At 50.6% G+C, this 2,463-nt stretch carries 4 protein-coding genes; all 4 read left to right on the top strand.

The features are described from left to right. The first annotated feature begins 52 nt into the window (after nt 1–52). Complete coding sequence (locus tag ACVRRC_RS21580) at nt 53–484, top strand: NfeD family protein (RefSeq protein WP_472533433.1); 432 nt, start codon at nt 53–55, stop codon at nt 482–484. A 23-nt stretch (nt 485–507) separates the two neighbouring features. Continuing rightward, a complete protein-coding gene (locus tag ACVRRC_RS21575; RefSeq protein ID WP_094962280.1) occupies nt 508–1,428 on the top strand; it encodes an SPFH domain-containing protein in 921 nt (306 codons plus the stop codon). Nucleotides 1,429–1,538: 110 nt separating this feature from the next. Continuing rightward, the gene (locus ACVRRC_RS21570; RefSeq protein WP_094962279.1) at nt 1,539–1,823 is read left to right on the top strand and encodes a hypothetical protein; all 285 of its coding nucleotides are present in this window, start codon (nt 1,539–1,541) and stop codon (nt 1,821–1,823) included. A 9-nt stretch (nt 1,824–1,832) separates the two neighbouring features. Continuing rightward, the gene (locus ACVRRC_RS21565) at nt 1,833–2,264 is read left to right on the top strand and encodes a hypothetical protein (protein ID WP_094962278.1); all 432 of its coding nucleotides are present in this window, start codon (nt 1,833–1,835) and stop codon (nt 2,262–2,264) included. Nucleotides 2,265–2,463 lie beyond the last annotated feature (199 nt).

The raw sequence follows: 2,463 nt of genomic DNA, 5'->3' as shown, positions 1-2,463 counted from the left end.
AAGTTGGCCGCTTACGTTTTTATGATCGGTTAGATGTTTTAAGGGGGTTACAGTGGTTTGGATTTGGGTGGGACTGGGCGCACTTTTTGGCATTATTGAGCTGTTCACATTGACTTTTTTTGGCCTATGGATGGCGCTGGCCGCGATAATTCCAGCAGCTATCACGCTGATTGCTCCTGATGTGAGTTTGCAGTGGCAGATTAGCATTTGGTGCATTGCAACGGTGTGTTGTGCGTTTTTCTGGGTGAAGTTCTCACGCAATAAGCCGAAGCGATACGTGGAAGAACCATTGATCGGCGAGGTCGGTCAATTGGCATTTGCGTTACCGGAAGGTGGGGAAAGTGTGATTTTGCTGACAAAGCCGGTTCAGGGTAACCAGCAATGGCCGTGTAAATCACAAGAGGTGCTGCCACGCGATGCGCGCGTCAAGATCGTGAGTGTTGCTAGTGGTGTAGTTTTAGTCTCCGCAGTGACTGCGGAATAACGTGGATTGAATAGGAAAAAAACATGATTGGACTTATCGGACTTGCTGTTGTTGTGGTCTTTCTCGGTATCACGTTATACCAGTGCGTGCGCATCGTTCCGCAGGCTGATCAGTGGGTGGTGGAGCGTCTGGGTAAATACCACACGACGTTAAATCCCGGCCTGAACATCCTGATCCCATTTTTGGACAACATCGCCTACCGAATGTCGGCTAAAGATCAGATGATCGAAGTGAAGGGCATTGAAGCCATCACGAAAGACAACGCCATGACGCAGGTTAATGCGATTTGTTTTATCCGTGTCGCGGATCCGAAGAAAGCCGCCTACGGGGTTGATAATTTCAACACTGCCGTGCGCAACCTGGTTATGACCACGATCCGTAACGCCGTTGGCGGGATGGAGCTCGATGAGACGCTGACCAACCGCGACGAACTGGCTGCGCGCTTACGCCAAAGCATGGACGTGCAAATGGTGGATTGGGGCTTGAGCCTGCGTACTGTTGATATTCAGGACATTACGCCATCCGACTCAATGCTGAAGTCGATGGAGAAGCAGGCCGCTGCGGTTCGTGAGCGTAAAGCCACGGAAGAACTCGCTGCCGGTAATAAAAATGCAGCCATAATGGAAGCGCAAGGCAAGAAGGAAGCCATGATCCTGGATGCAGAAGCCAAGCAAGAGTCTGCTATCCGCGAAGCGACGGCGCTGGAAACGCTGGCAAATGGGCAGTTCAAAGCCTCGTCCAAGCTGGCTGAAGCACTCACCATTGAGGGTGGGCGTGAGGCCATGAGCTTCCAGTTGGCGAACAACTATATTCAGACGCTCTCTGACCTGGCGACCAGCCCTAACGCAAAAGTGGTGGCTATGCCTGCCGATCTGGCGCAAAGCGTTGGCGGTCTCATCAATGCCGGTTCCCTGATGTCGGTCGGTTCTGCTGTGTCCAAATAATCGCAATCGGCCATCATTACGGTGGCCTTTTGTAAAATGAGAACCAGATCCGGGCTCTGAAAATTGGCAAAACGAAATCCATACTCTGGCTGTGAAAATGGCATAACCATATGAATAAATTAATTATTTTACCTCTGGCGTTTTTTCTGGCAGGATGTTCGTCCTCGCTCGGGTTATCGTTGGATGAACGCTACCAAGCAGCCTATCAAGAGGTGGTTACGGATCCCAGCGCTGACAACATGACCCGTTATATGCAGCTGAGCAAAGAGGTCGCCGAGCGCGACATGCGCAAAGCAACAGAGGCTGCTGAATCAGCAACGCGTGAAAGCGATAAAGGCTTCACTGAATATTTCAAACAATACGGAAGCGAAAGCTTCAAACGACAAAAAAGATAAGGACTCCCTATGACTACACTAACCTCAACTGAATTCGCTGCTGGCGCACTGTGGGCTGCTAATATTCTGATGTCCACGACCCGCGATACCGCCAGTGCGGCGGAGATCTTATGTCGCATTCCAAACCTGCATTCTCTGGCAATGCAAACCGCCGAGAAAGATCTTGCGGCGTTGCGTGAATTTGTCCTCAACGAATTGCCTCTGGGCACAGATCACGGCTTTACTCGCATCGCATACGGTGCCGAAGGTGTCGGTAACGAAATCATTGAGCTTCCGGCGAGTGGTGATGTCGATGAGTTGGTTGCAGCGCCTGGCGATACGCTGTTATGGGTGGTGTACGGTGTCAACGCTGACGGCGCTAAGCATCCGCTCATTGCATCCATCGACAATCCCGATATTGCAGCAAAATATGCGACGGAATTGGCATCCCAACTAGCCTAACGGTTGCGTCTCACCAGGGATTGCAATAAAGTGTGACTGATCCACTTTTAATGATAAAAAAGGTGTTTTACTTCGTTAGTCATAACGATCACCATGCCCGGTTTCCGGGCTTTTTTTTGCGTTTTCCTCCCCCGAGAATCTTTTTGGAAAAAGCACCCCATTTTGTCCACCTTAAAGGTTTGTCATCTGCCACTCATCC

This window comes from Stutzerimonas sp. LR2, from assembly GCF_055755175.1.
This window is presented reverse-complemented; position numbering and strand designations above follow the sequence as displayed.

Excerpts from the sequence above, each read along its gene's own strand:
- ACVRRC_RS21575 (WP_094962280.1), top strand. The coding sequence starts at position 508 with ATGATTGGACTTATCGGACTTGCTGTTGTTGTGGTCTTTCTCGGTATC.
- ACVRRC_RS21570 (WP_094962279.1), top strand. The coding sequence starts at position 1,539 with ATGAATAAATTAATTATTTTACCTCTGGCGTTTTTTCTGGCAGGATGT.
- ACVRRC_RS21565 (WP_094962278.1), top strand. The coding sequence starts at position 1,833 with ATGACTACACTAACCTCAACTGAATTCGCTGCTGGCGCACTGTGGGCT.